A 14,575-nucleotide genomic window follows, 5' to 3' on the forward strand; every position below is an offset into this window, starting at 1 on the left:
TTATAAAAAAATATTTGATGTCACTACTCTATTTGAGTAACAACACCAAATATTATAGAGCCCTTTCTTTTTGTCAGTGAAAAAAGGACAATTGAAACGTTCGCAAGCCAAGTTATTGAGAAGAGATACATTTAAAAATCATTCAAAAGATGCTAAAATGAATAGATAAGTAAATTTATGAATACATACAAGGAGTTAATAAAATGACTAAAAAAATACTTTTGGCAACAATTTTTTCACTATCGATTCTTATTTCAGGGTGCGCCAAATGGGTAGATCAAGGAGAGTCTATCACTGCTGTCGGTTCATCTGCTTTGCAGCCACTAGTGGAATCCGTTGCCGAAGAGTTTCAATCCAACAATCCTGGGAAATTTATCAATGTTCAAGGTGGTGGGAGTGGTACTGGATTGAGCCAAGTGCAGGCAGGTGCGGTAGAAATCGGTAACTCAGATTTATTTGCTGAAGAAAAATCAGGCATTGATGCGACGAAATTGGAAGACCACCGTGTAGCAGTGGTAGGTATTACACCGATTGTCAATCCAAAAGTAGGGATAAAAAATATATCCTTAGCTAACTTAAAAAAAGTTTTTACTGGTGAAATCACAAACTGGAAGGAACTGGGTGGAACAGATACCCCAATTGTCTTATTAAACCGAGCATCTGGCAGTGGAACGAGAGCGACTTTCGAAAAATGGGTGATGGATGGTCAAGAAGCCAAACAAGCTCAAGAACAAGATTCAAGTGGAATGGTACGTCAGATAGTGAAAGATACCGCGGGAGCGATTAGTTATGTTGCATTTTCGTACGTTACAAGTGATGTCCAAACACTGTCAATTGATGGAGTGAAACCAACTGATGAAAATGTAATGGACAATAAGTGGATCATTTGGTCATATGAACATATGTATACCAAGAAAAGTCCTGATTCACTTACGCAGTCATTTATTGAATACATTTTATCAGATGAGATCCAAGAAAATTTGGTGACTAAGTTAGGGTACATTCCAGTATCGAAAATGACTGTCCAACGAGATTGGGAAGGAAATCTAATTAATTAAGCGTTATTTACAAAAAATTTACAATCTTAATCATTCCCTTACAAGACGTTTAATAGAAATTGATGTTGAACTATTACACTTAGTCTGAGAAAAAAGTTTTGAGGAGGACCCTCTTGTGGAAGATGTAAAAAAAGTGTTAATGAAAAAATCAAAACGTTCTAAGATGGAGCAGTTTGGTAAAGCAATCAGTTTTCTTTGTATCGCATTGATTGTTGTGGTTGTATTGTCAATTTTTTATTTTGTAGCAAGTAAAGGATTGGCCACTTTCTTTGTAAATAAGGTCAACGTATTTGATTTTCTATTCGGATCAAAATGGAACCCTAGTGTCGTCGGATCAGATGGTAAAGCATTAGTCGGTGCATTACCGATGATTTTGGGCTCTTTTATCGTTACATTACTATCAGCTATTCTAGCGACACCATTCGCTATTGGTGCCGCTGTCTTTATGGTTGAAATTTCCCCTAAGCAGGGTCAAAAGATTTTGCAACCGGTTATTGAATTGTTAGTCGGTATCCCTTCTGTTGTTTATGGGTTTATTGGACTATCTGTCATTGTTCCTGCTATCCGATCGGTATTTGGTGGTACGGGATTTGGTATTTTAGCAGGTACTTTTGTCTTATTCGTGATGATTTTACCGACAGTAACGACGATGACTGTTGATGCATTAAATTCAGTCCCTAGATATTACCGAGAAGCCTCGTTAGCATTGGGTGCAACTCGGTGGCAAACAACGTACAAAGTCGTCCTTAGAGCGGCTGTACCAGGTATTTTAACAGCGGTCGTATTTGGAATGGCACGCGCATTTGGTGAAGCCCTGGCTATTCAAATGGTTATCGGAAATGCTGCTCTTATTCCAACTAGCCTAACAACGCCAGCATCCACCTTGACTTCTATTTTGACGATGGGAATCGGAAATACGATTATGGGGACGTTAGAAAATAATGTCTTGTGGTCATTAGCACTGATTTTACTCTTGATGTCATTATTATTTAACATTATTATTCGCCTAATCGGTCGGAAGGGGGCAATGAAATAATGAATGCAAAACGTGCAGATAAAATCGCTACAGGAATTCTTTATAGCATAGCAGGTGTCATCGTCATTATTTTAGCTGCCTTATTGCTATACATTTTGGTTCGTGGCTTGCCTCATATTTCATGGGAATTTTTAACCCAACCATCTAAGGCTTACCAAGTCGGTGGTGGGATTGGTATTCAGCTTTTTAATTCATTTTATTTATTAATTGTAACGATGATTATTAGTTTTCCAATTTCATTGGGAGCTGGTATTTATTTATCAGAATATGCGAAGCAAAATTGGCTGACAGATGTGATTCGTACATCGATTGAAATTCTTAGTTCGTTGCCTTCTGTTGTGGTTGGTTTGTTCGGTTTCTTGGTCTTTGTTTTACAATTTCAATATGGCTTCTCGATTATTTCAGGTGCATTAGCGCTGACATTTTTCAACTTGCCTCTTTTGACAAGAAATGTTGAAGAATCATTACGAGCTATCCCAGCAACTCAGCGTGAAGCAGGCTTAGCTTTAGGTCTGTCACGATGGGAAACAGTATTACGCGTGATTGTTCCTGAGGCTACCCCGGGTATTTTGACGGGCGTAATTTTAAGTTCTGGTCGAATTTTTGGTGAGGCCGCTGCGCTTATTTACACAGCAGGTCAAAGTGCACCTGCATTGGATTTTAGCAACTGGAATCCATTGAGTGCTGCAAGTCCACTGAATATCTTCCGTCAAGCGGAAACGTTAGCTGTATATATTTGGAAGGTGAATTCAGAGGGGACAAAACCTGATGGCGATGCGATTTCGGCAGGTGCTTCAGCAGTGTTGATTTTAGCAGTACTAGCGTTTAACTTTGGCGCACGTGCAATAGGCAAACGCCTGTACAAAAAAATGACTTCGGCAGCATAAGGAGAAGAGTATGAAAGAGTATAATTTAGCAGATCGTCATATCATCGAGTTGAAAAAGCCCGAAGAAATTATTATAGAAACCAAAGATCTTCATGTTTTTTATGGCAAAAATGAAGCGATAAAAGGGGTAGACCTCCCCTTTGAAAAAAATAAAATTACAGCCTTAATTGGTCCGTCTGGATGTGGAAAATCGACTTACTTACGTAGTTTGAATCGTATGAATGATGAAATTCCTAACACGACAGTAACAGGAGAAATTATTTATAAGAATGTTGACGTAAATTCAAAAGAAGTGGACGTTTATGAAATGCGTAAACGAATCGGAATGGTGTTTCAACGTCCAAATCCATTTAGCAAATCTATTTATGAAAATATTACCTTTGCACTTAAAAGACATGGTGAAAAAGATAAGAAAAAATTGGATGAGATTGTTGAAACGAGTCTGAAGCAGGCTGCACTATGGGATCAAGTAAAAGATAGTTTACATCAAAGTGCTCATGCTCTGTCAGGTGGGCAACAACAAAGATTGTGTATCGCCCGTGCAATTGCTATGAAACCAGATATTTTATTATTAGATGAACCAGCGAGCGCGCTCGATCCAATTTCGACAAGTACTGTTGAAGAAACGTTAATTAATCTAAAAAAAGATTACTCCATCATAATCGTCACCCATAATATGCAACAGGCGGCACGGATTAGTGATTACACAGCCTTCTTCTACTTAGGCTATGCGATTGAATATGATGATACCCGCAAGATATTTACGAGACCAAAAATAAAAGCGACGGAAGACTATGTTTCTGGACATTTTGGGTAGATGGAGGTTAGCAAAATAATGACAAAACCAATGATTAGTTCAAAAGATTTGCATTTGTACTACGGGAAAAAAGAGGCATTAAAAGGGATTGACCTGGCAATTTACCAAAATGAAATTACGGCGATGATCGGTCCGTCAGGTTGTGGGAAATCGACTTATTTACGATGTTTAAATCGGATGAATGATTTGATTCCTAATGTTACGATAACTGGTAGTATTGTTTATGGTGACAAGGATATTTATAGTCCGAAGATGGATACTGTTGAACTACGTAAAGAAATTGGTATGGTTTTTCAACAACCCAATCCATTTCCTTTTTCAGTCTATGAAAATGTTGTTTATGGCTTACGTTTAAAAGGTGTAAAGGACAAGCAGTTACTTGATCAAGTTGTAGAAGAAAGCCTCAAAGCAGCTTCTGTCTGGGAAGAAACAAAAGACAATTTGCACAAAAGCGCACTGTCATTTTCTGGTGGTCAGCAGCAACGGATATGTATTGCTAGAGTTTTAGCCGTTAATCCGAAAATTATTTTACTTGATGAACCGACTAGTGCCCTGGATCCAGTTTCATCAGGCAAAATAGAAAATACATTGTTGGAATTAAAGAGCAAGTACACAATGGTCATCGTGACGCATAATATGTCACAAGCTTCTCGTATTTCAGATAAGACTGCTTTTTTTCTGAACGGCAGTCTGATAGAATACGATGCAACCAAGAAAATATTCTTGGATCCTAGCAAGCAAGAAACGAATGATTATATTTCAGGCAGATTTGGGTAATTAGGAGGAGAAAAAATGTTACGTTCACAATTCGAAGAAGATTTACTTAATTTGCATAATCAATTTTACGAGATGGGTATGATGGTTAGTAGTGCGATTCATAAATCGGTAAAAGCATATGTCAAACATGACAAACAATTAGCAAAAGAAGTGATTGCATATGACGACCACATCAATGAATTAGAAATTTCACTTGAAAAAAGAAGTTTTGAAATGATTGCATTGCAACAACCGGTAACGACAGACTTAAGAAATATTATCACTGTAATGAAAGCTAGCTCTGATTTAGAACGTATGGGAGATCATGCGGTTTCGATTGCAAAATCAACGATTCGTGTCAAAGGGCAACAGCGCATTGCAGAAGTAGAAAAAGAAATTTCTGATATGTCTGATTACGTAAAAAAAATGGTAGATAATGTATTGGTTGCATATGTGAAGACAGATCAAAAAGATGCACGGATGATTGCACAGATGGATGAAAAGGTGAATAAATATTATAATGATATTTATTATATGACAATTGATTCTATGAAAGAAAATCCTGAGACAGTGATTAGCGGTACGGAGTATTTATATGTAGCGCAATATCTTGAACGTATTGGTGATTACGTAACCAATATTTGTGAATGGATAGTGTATTTAGCAACAGGTAAAATTACTGAGCTTGGATCAAGTCAAGAACCAAAAAGAGAATAACCCTAGTAGTTGGACTTTAGCTACGTTTCTGCTACTAAACCAAAAAGGCTTGAAGTAGAGTTACAAGTAAAAAAGCCATAAAATCCAAAAGTTCGAGATAAAACTTTTGGATTTTATGGCTTTTTTACTTGTAGTTGAACAGTGTTGTGTCAGATATAAACTTTTATCTTTCAGCTAATGGCACTGCTGCATAGGCATCAATAACTGGGATGACTTCTAGTTTTAGCTTGTATTTTCTTTCCAATGCGGACTCAATCACCCGTGTGTTTTCTTCTACTTTAGATACGGAAGCAAGCAAGCGAGGTTCTTTCGCTGTTTCTTCATAGATTTCTAGTGAAGTATCGGATTCTTTAACAGTGAATTTAGGGAAGCTCTCGATTTCTTTAATGAATGCTGTCGTTTTTTCACCATCTGTTGTTGCAATTGTTGGTGTTGATCGTGTTTGTTCTGGAATCCAATAACTTGCCACTTCTTCTACTAAATTAGCACTAAAACGATCCAATAAGCCTTTTTCTTGGTTTTGGATTCGTTTTACCACCGTTGTAAAATTTTCATCCAGTGGTACTTTGATTTGCTGATCGCGTTCGGTTGGTTGCAGCAATTCAATGCGCATCTCATGACCTTCCGTACCATTTAGGAAAACACGAAGATTCAATTGATAGTCTTCTTGTGCTTTCTCTTCCATTTTATGGAAAAGTTGTTGCCGAGCATCCGTAAAAGATGGGCGAAATTGTTGTTTTAATTTAGCTAATTGTTTCTTTTTCATGATGTTCCCCTTTCAATACCATTTGATTATATGAAAAAAAAACTATTTGAACAGATTTTTTTTAGATAATGAAAATTTAATGAGAATCAAATTCTTTTTTTAAAGATGTGATGGTTTGATATCTGGGGATGATTAAAAGTTTGGTTTTTTGTGCATTCCAACAAATCAAATAATTATGCCAACTAGAACTTTCATAATTCGGGCCTAATTGCCGCTGAATTTCGGCGAGAATTTGGCCGGCCTGCCATTGGCGAATAGGAAAATGTTGGATTATGTCCTCATTTATCAAAAAAATAAATGATGGTTGCAATGCTTGTTTGACTTGAGTGGGGATGTTTTCTAGTCGATTTTGAATATTCATCGTAATCACCTCTAAAGAAATTGTATCAAGGAGATAGGAGAAAAGTCAAAGGATGTAACGAAATTGTAGATGGAACGTATGGTATAATGATGTTTATTTCATAGAAGGAGAGAACATGTGTCATGATTTACTTAAAGAGTGCCTACTTACACGTGATTGATCGTGAAGCAGGCCTACCTATCTTTTCTAGTGTAGCGTTAGATTTATCCAAAGAATTTATTAGAGAATTTATTGAGAAAAAAATTACGAAGATTAGCAATGCTAAAGCACAGACGGGGTATTTATCACCTACTAGTATTGTTAATGAGCTGATCATGTCTAATCAGGACAATTTTGCCGCATTAAATCAGCAAGTAGTCGAGCGTTGGTATCAGTGTTATGTAGAAAGTGAAGGAGCGCCAAGCTGTGATGTTCTTATTGTGTCATTTGAACGAGAAGAGACGTCCCATCTAGCATTTCTAAAAATGGATTATCAAACGGGCTTCACGCATGCGATTGAATCCAATGAGCAAACTTTTTTTACGGATTTACTCATGCATCGTGCTCTTATTCCTTCTCTTTCACAAGCGGCTAGTGAAGGATTTTTACTTGAGTTGTCGACGAAACGATTTGAACTAATCGAGAAAAAATACGAGTTTTCTGGTAAAAAGATGGCATATTTAGCTGAGAAAGTCTTGCAGTCGCCAGTCGAATTATCCTTTACTCAACAAGTAACCGTTCTTGAAAAAACAGCAAAAAAAGTTGGTGAAAAATTTTCTGAAGAGGGTGTTGCATTTCAGGCGACAGTTCAAGATGTGTTGGCGACCTCCTTTGTTGAAGAAGAAGAGACGTCTGTTGAAAAAATTGCGCAACACGTTTTCCAAGACAATCCAATTGCGCAAAAAGCATTTATAGAGGAAGTCGCTGAAAAAGGTGTCCATGACGATATACCGACCATCCACAATATTGAAAAAGTTTCTGCGAAAAAATTTGAGAAGCAAAAAATTAAATTGGCTAATGGAATTGAAGTAATTATCCCAATGGAATTATATCGTGATCCGAACGTCGTCGAGTTTGTCCAACAACCGGACGGAACCCTCTCTGTGATTTTAAAAGATCAGATTGTGCAAGATTAAAAGAAGTAGCGTGTCAGCACTAAAAAGGCCATCCCATCCGGAAGATGAGGTGGCCTTTTTACGACTAGTTAATTATTTTTTTAAGGAGTCATCGTTTTTTTGATTGTCGACGATTAATAAGGCAATAATCACATACAAAATCCAACTATCTCTTGAATACAATGTATATCTAGGATTCCATAAACTGGCATATTTTGACTTGTATTCTCGTAGTCCTTGGAATGAATACAATTCAGAACCAAATTCGTAGACGAACGCTGCTATGCGCTCTTGAATAAAGCTACTACGGTATTTGCCGACATTGGATAAGGGCGCCATACCTAAGTTAAAATACTGAATGTCTTCTTCTTTTAAATACTCAAATAGATGGATAAATAGAAAATCCATGCTGCCAGCAGGGGCATTCTCCTTATGGTGACGCATCAAATCGATGGTGGCACTTTCTTTTGTATATGTTGGAATAATATTTGCAAAGGACACAATCTCTCCCGCTTGATTTTTGACTAAGGCAATTGGATTTCGTTGCAAATAGGCTTCATCAAAAAATCCTAAAGAGAATCCTTTTTCTTTGCGCCCTTCAAGCCAGCTATCTGAAATTGCTTTAAGGGCTTGCATGTTCTCAGCAGAAAAAGGTGGTTGAACCACTTCGAACGCGTACCCCTCTTTGGTCAAACGATTCATTAAGGAACGAGCACCTCGTTGTTTCTTACCTGCGAGAGAAAAACTTTGCAAATCAACCAAGGCTTCTTCGCCCATTTTGATAAAATCGTAACCAAATTCGTGCATAGTGAGGACTGTCTTTTCGCTAACTTCGTAAAACACAGGTAAATATCCTAACACATCGCAATCAAATATGAAGGCCTTCAGAGCGGCAGTGAAGTCGTCTTTTTTCCCAGATGGATTGCCCATTACGATACATTTATTATTTATCGTACGAAATTGCAGAAAGACTGTCGGCTCATCGTCTTTGTAGTAAGTATACATTTCTTTGTCTCGTAAAAAGATTAATTCACTATCTATATTGCCACCATATGTAGTTAAAATTTGACTTGCTACAGCTTCATTTAATGCAGTACCGACTTTTTTCTTCTCTCCTCTTAAATAGCGCGTGAACAACGATAGGAAGACAATTACGACCATAATGGCAATAAATCCTGAAAACCAAGCTTTTTCAGAAGGGAAGAGTAAAAATGAGCCGGGTCTTAATATATGATGACGCTGGAAATGATTGGAAAAACTAGGTAAATTATAAAAGCCAATAATCAGATATAGAACGGTCAAAATACCATAGATTAACCCGTCCATAGTCAACCACTCCCATGAATACACCAATTGCTCACGATACAGCTCAGATTTAGAAACAATGACCAAAATGAGAAGTAAAACAAAGTAGCTAACAGTAAAGAGACTAAAGTCAGTTATGAAGGCATAAAAAATTGTCACAACTAAAAGAATAATCGTCGGCCAATAGGCTCTCTTGACTCTTGCAGCCATCCCACGGCCCATGATTAAGAGTGAAAAGCCTAATAAGATACTTGGGAATTGAGCGATGATATGGAGACGGAAAGGATTCAAATGTTCCAACCATTTGTTGGTGGTAAATGCCTCTGGAATGGTCGCGACTAAAATCATTAACATACCAGAGAAGTAAAGCAGTCCGACAATTAATTTATGAAACAGTTCTACAGCTAATTGAGAAGGAACACTGTTATATTTTTCATCAAGTTTAGTAAATAAGTGCTTAGAAAAGAGTAAGGCACCTAATAAAAATGGCAAGAAATAATAAGCGACCCGATACAAAAGCAACCAAAGCACAACAGTCTCACGAGGTAACCCCATTGAAGAAAAGCCAAGAATGATCATAACATCAAAGCTACCTAGTCCGCCTGGAATCATGGACACAATCCCAATTACAGTTGCTGCAATAAATAACGGAATGGAATCATTTAAAGGTATTGGACTATCCAAAAAATAACCAATAACCGAGAAGGTCACAATCATCCCTGTCCATTCAAAGAAAGAGGTTCCGATTAAACGCCACCGATTTTCTAAAGATAGTCCTGTTAATAGACCGTCTTTTTTCCTACGTGCAATTAAAAAGACAATCGGGAAATAAAGTCCTGCGCCCAATAACCAAATCCAGTACTGTTTGACATAGTCAGAAAGGGCAAAAAATTGTGTCAACACGAAGAAAAATAAACTATAAATGGATAGACCAGATAGTACAAATACTAATATTTTTGTTAATGCCCCAATAATTCGTTGATCTTTTGCTCCTTTACGGAAGAATTCATTCCGTAAACCAACGCTCACCAATCCTCCAAAACCGGCTAAATTATTAATGGTATTAATAATCCAACTCGCTTCGAAAATATAGCGTTTTGAATAGTCAAGTTGGACCATTTTTTTCAAAGTAAAATCATAGCCAGTCATCGGTACAATCGAAAGCAATCCGACGAGCAAAATAATAACAAATTTCCACCAACTTACATTATCGAGAATGGATTGGAATTTATCGATAGACAGACTGTTAAAAATAGACAATAACTGCGCCACAACGAGGACCGATACAATTAAAATAAACATTCCTTTTAAAAATTTGGCATGCTTGTTTATCACTTGTATTGCTTTTTTCAAGATGATTCTCCCCCCACTAAAAAGTGCAAAACTTCTTCATTAAAAACATTTGGTAATTTCTTTGCTAATAAGTGCCCTTGATTTGGAATGAGCACAAAGGTCGCCTTTGGTATCGTTGAGGCGATAGCCATTGAGTGCTCAATTTTGATAATATCTTTTTTGCCGACGATTACTAGTGTATTGGCAGTAATTTTTTTTAGCATCTCTTTCGATAGGCCGGTTGGGGCTACCATCAAGTGAACGATATGTTTTCTTTTTTTGAAATGGGATGAAAAAAGTCCCAGAAATTTGACCAAGGCGTACTGCATGTCCGTCAAAATTCGAACACCTAGTTTGACACCGGAAACCGAATAATTACCGGCATTTAAAACAAGCTTGGTGACTTTATTTGGGTAACTCGCGCTAAAAGCCATGGCGACATTCGCTCCATCACTAAATCCTAAGATATAGGCCTGTTTCAAATGTTCTGCTTGAAATAATTCATATAAATCGTTTGCCATCAATCGATAAGAGAGTTGACTCAGTTCACCTGTCGACTTCCCATGACCGCGGCTATCTACGACAATGACCTTAAATTGCTTGGCAAAAAAAGGAATTTGATTGGCAAAATAGGTACGATCATTGCCGTTTCCATGTAGTAAGATAAAGGGGAAGCCGGTTCCGAAAATTTCATAGGCTAATACACTTTTATCTGATAGAATGATTGACTTGACTATGCCATGCTCCATAATAAAACTTCCTTTTACTAAAATACGATTATCTAAATTGAGGATACGTTTAGTATAGCGATTTTTTCCGAGGAATAACAGCATGAGTGGCGAACATTATCGTAAGATATGGTATAAGGCCTTATTTTTTTTATAAAGATTATAAGTGAAAGGAGAGAAATGATAGACAGAGCTCTTATTGCAAGGTACCCTATAAAAAGTGTATAGCGAAACAAAAAAGGTTGGTACAGTGTTTTGAAGAAAAAAAGCAAACAATTTATTGTCCGAGGTATTCTTTTCCTCTTGGTGATTAGTGTCAGTGCAATTGGTTATCGAAACTATAAAATTTTAAAACAAGTTCATACTTTTGATGAATTGGTGACGACAGAGACTAAAGCACATGGTATTTCAGAATACCGGGATCTGGCGCTCAGTATTATTTATACGGAGTCAAAAGGTCTTGGCAATGATCCGATGCAGAGTTCTGAAAGTCTGACGAATACAGCAGGAACAATTACTGCCTCAGAACAAAGTATCAAACAAGGTGTACTTTTTTTAGCCAAAGCAATCAAACAGGCCAAAGAAGCAGATGTCGATATTTGGACGGCTGTTCAAGCCTATAATTTTGGATTGGATTACATTTCCTATGTGAAAGAAAATGGTGGGAAAACGACGGTTGAGTTAGCTGAAACGTATTCAAGAGATGTTCTTTCACCAAAATTGGGTAATGAAGAACAGACGAAGTATCGCTATTACGCTTGGCGATCCTTTATTTACAACGGTGGCTATTTATACCATAATGGTGGTAATATGTTTTATGCAGATTTAGTCCAATGGAATCTTTATAAAATACAATGGACGACTATCTTTTTTTAAATCTTGTTAGGGGGAAATTATGAAAGAGCAAAACCATAAGAACGATTGGGTGTTACGATTTATCAAGGGGATGTTTATCGGATCAGGATTTATTCTACCAGGTGTGAGCGGCGGGGCACTCGCAGCTATTTTTGGCATTTATGAACGCATTATTTCTTTCTTAGCGCACATTACACGAGACTTCAAAGAGAATGTTCGCTACTTCTTACCAGTTGGTCTTGGTGGGATTGCGGGTGTTTTTGTTTTGTCTTTTGCGGTAAGTTTTTTACTAGGAAATTATGAAACAATTATTTTATGGTTTTTCGTCGGCTGTATTGTTGGAACTGTTCCTTCTTTATGGAAGGAAGCAGGCAAGAAAGGACGAACGAACCGCGAATTAATTATTTTTGCAGTAACGTTTTTTGTCGGTTGGTTGTTTTTATGGAAAGGAGCCGCACTTTTTGGAACTGTGGAGCAAAATACCTTTACATGGGTGATCGCCGGTGCCTTAATTGGATTGGGGATGATTGTTCCAGGTCTAAGTCCTTCCAATTTTTTAGTTTATATGGGGATGTACAAAGCAATGTCCGATGGAATTAAGACGGTCAATCTAGGCGTTATTTTGCCTATCGCTGTAGGTGGCTTGGTAACTGTTTTAGCATTGTCAAAAGTGATGGATTATATTTTTAGTAAAGCATACGCCCAGCTGTTTCATTTTATTTTAGGAATTGTTTTTGCATCTACGGTTATGATTATTCCTACGAACTACGCCGGAATGAGTGCACTAGGCTATCTAAGTTGCTTTGTGTTGTTTCTTTTAGGTTGTCTATTAGGAAGTTGGATGAGTCATTTGGAAGAAACCTATAAATAAGAAGACATTAAGCAAAAAAACTTGCCACTTGTAAAAAATATGTTATGATAGAAAGAGTAAAAAAAACAAACGATAAATCGCGCTAATTTGATTAGTGCGATTTTTTACCGAAGTTTTTCTATGTATTTCGAGTTGGATGGAGGTGATTTTTTTGGCGAAGATACCTTCGACTGTCGTTGATTCTATCAGGGAGCAAGCCAATATTGTTGAAATTATTGGTCAATATGTCCAGCTAAAAAAAGCAGGTAAAAATTACCTAGGTCTATGTCCATTTCATAATGAAAAAACGCCTTCTTTTAGTGTTGCAGAAGACAAGCAAATTTTTCATTGTTTTGGTTGCGGAAAAGGAGGCAATGTTTTTCGCTTTATCGAAGAAATTGATCATCTTTCTTTTGCTGAAGCCGTTTTAAAAGTAGCTGATCTTGAACAAATTCCCATCGACCATGCTTTACGCGTATCGCAGCCAGGTACAGTTGAATCGTCACCCTTACTGGTACTGCATGATAAAGCAATGCAGTTTTATCATCATATTTTGGTGAATACTGAAGTGGGGCAGCAACCATTAGACTATTTGCATCAAAGAGGGCTGACGGATGAATTAATTCAAGAGTTTCAAATCGGTTTTGCGCCACCACAACGAACATTTTTGGAGCGCATTTTTCGAAATGAATCGTTAGCGCCTGATGCTTTTCCTAATTCGGGTCTTTTTGTAGAAAAAGATGATCACTCTTTAATCGATCGATTTTATCAGCGTATTATGTTTCCAATCCGAAACCCACAAGGTAAGACGATTGCCTTTTCGGGAAGGTGGTTTGAATTTGAAAATGAAGAGATCTCCGATCAGCCAAAGTATTTAAATTCTCCTGAAACATCGATTTTTAACAAAAGAGATGTCCTCTTTAATTTAGACAAAGCGAAGGCAACCATTCGAAAAGAAAATACGATCGTATTGTTTGAAGGATTTATGGACGTGATTGCAGCTTGGCAAGCTGGGGTTACAAACGGCGTAGCGTCCATGGGAACCAGTCTCACCGAACAACAGATCCGTCAAATGGAGCAACTCGCAGCGCAACTTATCTTTTGCTACGATGGCGATCAGGCTGGTCAAAATGCAACTATGCGAGGGGTTCAGTTATTAAGAGAGCATAGCCGGCTAAAGCTAACCACTCTACTACTTCCTGAAAAGCTAGATCCAGATGAGTATATTCGTAAATATGGCGGCGATTCATTTGTACAAGCAATGAAGCATCAGCAACTGACGCCTTTTCTATTCACGATGGATTACCTCGCAACACAATTTCATTTGGAGAATGAACAGGAAAAATTGTCCTATTTGGAGCAGCTTTTAAAAGAGCTTACGTATGTCGATTCAATTTTAGAGCAAGATGGCTATCTGACCAAAATTGCTAACCAGTTTGACATTCAACGTGCGACCCTAGTCCAACAATTGCAAGTAGTCAAACGAGAAAGCCGAAAAAAAATGGCACCACAAAGTCATACTGGTGCACAGTCAGTTCCTTCGCAAAGATCTATTCAGCAACGGAAAACGCAATTACAAAAAGCCGAAGAGCTACTATTATTTCGGATGACAAATGACAGTTTGTATCGCACCAAGTTTAAACAACAAGACGGTGTATTTCCTGAGGATCACTATCAAGAACTTTTTGTTCTTTTAGATACTTATTTAGATGTAAATGAGACGTTTGATTTTGCAAAATTTTTAGATTTTTTGCAAAAAGATTCGTTAAAAACATTGATGATTGCCATTGGCTCAGCCAATCTTTCAGAAGAAGGTTCCGAACAAGAATTTCATGATTTGATGAGGCAGCTTAAAATGGCTGCATATCAGCAACAAATCAATCAAAAGCAACAAGAGTTACGACACGCATCAAACGTAAGTGATGCACAATTGCAAGTAACACTAGCAATGGAGATTATTGATCTCACCCGTAGATTAAAGAACGTAGATTAAGCAAGCACCGAAGGGGGCAT

14 protein-coding genes are annotated in these 14,575 nt (G+C 37.4%); 10 read left to right on the top strand and 4 right to left on the bottom strand.

Annotation, left to right across the window (positions count from 1 at the left end; genetic code table 11):
• Positions 1-203 precede the first annotated feature (203 nt).
• The 6 genes from HMPREF9088_RS04790 to phoU all read left to right on the top strand — a co-directional run bounded on the left by HMPREF9088_RS04790 (position 204) and on the right by phoU (position 5,271).
• The gene (locus tag HMPREF9088_RS04790; RefSeq protein ID WP_007208023.1) at positions 204-1,058 is read left to right on the top strand and encodes a phosphate ABC transporter substrate-binding protein PstS family protein; all 855 of its coding nucleotides are present in this window, start codon (positions 204-206) and stop codon (positions 1,056-1,058) included.
• Positions 1,059-1,173: 115 nt separating this feature from the next.
• Positions 1,174-2,094, top strand: a complete 921-nt coding sequence (pstC, locus tag HMPREF9088_RS04795; protein WP_007208024.1) for a phosphate ABC transporter permease subunit PstC — start codon at positions 1,174-1,176, stop codon at positions 2,092-2,094.
• A complete protein-coding gene (pstA, locus tag HMPREF9088_RS04800) occupies positions 2,094-2,981 on the top strand; it encodes a phosphate ABC transporter permease PstA (protein WP_007208025.1) in 888 nt (295 codons plus the stop codon). The genes pstC and pstA overlap by 1 nt, the downstream gene beginning before the upstream one ends.
• 10 nt (positions 2,982-2,991) lie before the next feature.
• Positions 2,992-3,798 carry a phosphate ABC transporter ATP-binding protein PstB gene (gene pstB, locus HMPREF9088_RS04805; RefSeq protein ID WP_007208026.1) on the top strand — a complete coding sequence of 269 codons (807 nt, stop codon included), beginning with the start codon at positions 2,992-2,994 and terminating at the stop codon, positions 3,796-3,798.
• Between the two features lie 18 nt (positions 3,799-3,816).
• Positions 3,817-4,575 carry a phosphate ABC transporter ATP-binding protein PstB gene (pstB, locus tag HMPREF9088_RS04810; RefSeq protein WP_040366430.1) on the top strand — a complete coding sequence of 253 codons (759 nt, stop codon included), beginning with the start codon at positions 3,817-3,819 and terminating at the stop codon, positions 4,573-4,575.
• 15 nt (positions 4,576-4,590) lie between these two features.
• The gene (phoU, locus tag HMPREF9088_RS04815) at positions 4,591-5,271 is read left to right on the top strand and encodes a phosphate signaling complex protein PhoU (protein WP_007208028.1); all 681 of its coding nucleotides are present in this window, start codon (positions 4,591-4,593) and stop codon (positions 5,269-5,271) included.
• Positions 5,272-5,434: 163 nt separating this feature from the next.
• Here phoU and HMPREF9088_RS04820 read toward each other — a convergent pair whose 3' ends face one another.
• Complete coding sequence (locus HMPREF9088_RS04820) at positions 5,435-6,037, bottom strand: hypothetical protein (RefSeq protein ID WP_007208029.1); 603 nt, start codon at positions 6,035-6,037, stop codon at positions 5,435-5,437.
• A gap of 76 nt (positions 6,038-6,113) precedes the next feature.
• The gene (locus HMPREF9088_RS04825) at positions 6,114-6,398 is read right to left on the bottom strand and encodes a hypothetical protein (protein WP_007208030.1); all 285 of its coding nucleotides are present in this window, start codon (positions 6,396-6,398) and stop codon (positions 6,114-6,116) included.
• A gap of 122 nt (positions 6,399-6,520) precedes the next feature.
• Between HMPREF9088_RS04825 and HMPREF9088_RS04830 the strand changes: the two genes are divergently transcribed.
• A complete protein-coding gene (locus HMPREF9088_RS04830) occupies positions 6,521-7,513 on the top strand; it encodes a nucleoid-associated protein (protein WP_007208031.1) in 993 nt (330 codons plus the stop codon).
• A gap of 72 nt (positions 7,514-7,585) precedes the next feature.
• Here HMPREF9088_RS04830 and mprF read toward each other — a convergent pair whose 3' ends face one another.
• Both mprF and HMPREF9088_RS04840 read right to left on the bottom strand, forming a co-directional pair.
• Positions 7,586-10,150: a bifunctional lysylphosphatidylglycerol flippase/synthetase MprF gene (mprF, locus tag HMPREF9088_RS04835; RefSeq protein ID WP_007208032.1), complete on the bottom strand. Its 2,565-nt coding sequence runs from the start codon at positions 10,148-10,150 to the stop codon at positions 7,586-7,588.
• Positions 10,147-10,878 carry an alpha/beta fold hydrolase gene (locus tag HMPREF9088_RS04840; protein WP_040366433.1) on the bottom strand — a complete coding sequence of 244 codons (732 nt, stop codon included), beginning with the start codon at positions 10,876-10,878 and terminating at the stop codon, positions 10,147-10,149. Before HMPREF9088_RS04840 ends, mprF begins: the two co-directional genes overlap by 4 nt.
• 234 nt (positions 10,879-11,112) lie before the next feature.
• Here HMPREF9088_RS04840 and HMPREF9088_RS04845 point away from each other — a divergent pair, with 234 nt between their 5' ends.
• The 3 genes from HMPREF9088_RS04845 (at position 11,113) to dnaG (ending at position 14,555) form a co-directional block, all read left to right on the top strand.
• Positions 11,113-11,733: a lysozyme family protein gene (locus HMPREF9088_RS04845; RefSeq protein ID WP_007208034.1), complete on the top strand. Its 621-nt coding sequence runs from the start codon at positions 11,113-11,115 to the stop codon at positions 11,731-11,733.
• A 19-nt stretch (positions 11,734-11,752) separates the two neighbouring features.
• The gene (locus tag HMPREF9088_RS04850; RefSeq protein WP_007208035.1) at positions 11,753-12,583 is read left to right on the top strand and encodes a DUF368 domain-containing protein; all 831 of its coding nucleotides are present in this window, start codon (positions 11,753-11,755) and stop codon (positions 12,581-12,583) included.
• Between the two features lie 151 nt (positions 12,584-12,734).
• Positions 12,735-14,555, top strand: coding sequence for a DNA primase (gene dnaG / locus HMPREF9088_RS04855; protein WP_040366436.1), 1,821 nt, complete (start codon positions 12,735-12,737; stop codon positions 14,553-14,555).
• Positions 14,556-14,575 lie beyond the last annotated feature (20 nt).

It is taken from the genome of Enterococcus italicus DSM 15952, assembly GCF_000185365.1.
Classification (GTDB): domain Bacteria; phylum Bacillota; class Bacilli; order Lactobacillales; family Enterococcaceae; genus Enterococcus_G; species Enterococcus_G italicus.

What these genes read in the sequence shown, in the direction of transcription:
- HMPREF9088_RS04790 (WP_007208023.1), top strand. Translation starts at nt 204, where the DNA reads ATGACTAAAAAAATACTTTTGGCAACAATTTTTTCACTATCGATTCTT.
- pstA (WP_007208025.1), top strand. Translation starts at nt 2,094, where the DNA reads ATGAATGCAAAACGTGCAGATAAAATCGCTACAGGAATTCTTTATAGC.
- pstB (WP_007208026.1), top strand. Translation starts at nt 2,992, where the DNA reads ATGAAAGAGTATAATTTAGCAGATCGTCATATCATCGAGTTGAAAAAG.
- pstB (WP_040366430.1), top strand. Translation starts at nt 3,817, where the DNA reads ATGACAAAACCAATGATTAGTTCAAAAGATTTGCATTTGTACTACGGG.
- phoU (WP_007208028.1), top strand. Translation starts at nt 4,591, where the DNA reads ATGTTACGTTCACAATTCGAAGAAGATTTACTTAATTTGCATAATCAA.
- HMPREF9088_RS04820 (WP_007208029.1), bottom strand. Translation starts at nt 6,037, where the DNA reads ATGAAAAAGAAACAATTAGCTAAATTAAAACAACAATTTCGCCCATCT.
- HMPREF9088_RS04825 (WP_007208030.1), bottom strand. Translation starts at nt 6,398, where the DNA reads ATGAATATTCAAAATCGACTAGAAAACATCCCCACTCAAGTCAAACAA.
- HMPREF9088_RS04830 (WP_007208031.1), top strand. Translation starts at nt 6,521, where the DNA reads ATGATTTACTTAAAGAGTGCCTACTTACACGTGATTGATCGTGAAGCA.
- HMPREF9088_RS04840 (WP_040366433.1), bottom strand. Translation starts at nt 10,878, where the DNA reads ATGGAGCATGGCATAGTCAAGTCAATCATTCTATCAGATAAAAGTGTA.
- HMPREF9088_RS04850 (WP_007208035.1), top strand. Translation starts at nt 11,753, where the DNA reads ATGAAAGAGCAAAACCATAAGAACGATTGGGTGTTACGATTTATCAAG.